We start from the raw sequence: 848 nt of genomic DNA, 5'->3' as shown, positions 1-848 counted from the left end.
TTGACGTTGATCACGGCGGTCGGGGAGAACGGGTTGGAGGTGCCGGTGGGTGGCAAGGTGGTGATCGGTGAGGTGTTCGATCGGGTGGATCGGCCGTCGGCGGAAGTAACCGCGCAGCGGATTGCTGCGTCGGGGCAGGGGGTGCAGGAGGTGTTCGAGGGCGATCAGGGTGGGCATGTGTTCGGGTTCCGGTTCGTGCTGGCCCAGGGGTTGCGCAACATGTTCGCCCAGGACGGGCATTTCAACATGGTGCCGTATCGGGTGATGGAAAACGAGCGGTCCGACTTCGCCCGATACGGGGCGCGCATAGATGTCGCGATTAAGCTGAAAGCGCCAGTTGTGGGGGAGAGGCCGGAAAAGATTTCGGTCATCGGCAAGGCGTACTCGGCGAAGTCAAACGTGTTACTCAAGGATGTCAAACTGAAGCAGAAATTCGCTAATAACTCATCGCAGGGCTATAAGCGCCAGTACTTGAAGAAGCAGATTCTGGCGATGGTTGCGGCAGCAGAGAGGAGCGTACATTGATGGCTGAGTTGGAAGATCTGTTACGCGAATTGGGTTCGGAGCTTGCGGAGATTGTGGTGAATGCCACCGGGCACCTGGCAGAGGGGCCGTGGGATCGATATATGTCGATTGAGCATTTCAGCCCTGGCCATAGCGCCGGCACGGATACGGCGTGGGTGGGGTGCGAGGAGATCTACGGTCGGCCGACCGAAATCTCGATGACGGATATGGAGCGATTCGATGATGTAGTGGAGGAGTTTCGTCGTGATTTTCCGGTACCTTTGTGGTTGTTTGATGCGTTGGTGTTGGTGGTGGATCGGGAGCCGGTGCGGGGTGTGGTGCAT

2 pseudogenes are annotated in these 848 nt (G+C 58.3%); both read left to right on the top strand.

Annotated features, from left to right (window positions below):
• A pseudogene (locus ACPXB3_RS22395) lies at positions 1-525 on the top strand (toxin glutamine deamidase domain-containing protein); the annotation flags it as partial.
• Positions 525-848 (top strand): annotated as a pseudogene (locus ACPXB3_RS22390) (hypothetical protein); the annotation flags it as partial. The pseudogenes ACPXB3_RS22395 and ACPXB3_RS22390, both read left to right, overlap by 1 nt.

This window comes from Gordonia sp. DT219, from assembly GCF_049847065.1.
GTDB lineage: Bacteria > Actinomycetota > Actinomycetes > Mycobacteriales > Mycobacteriaceae > Gordonia.
Note: the sequence above shows the minus strand (reverse complement) of the source record. Positions and strands in the feature narration are given on the sequence as shown.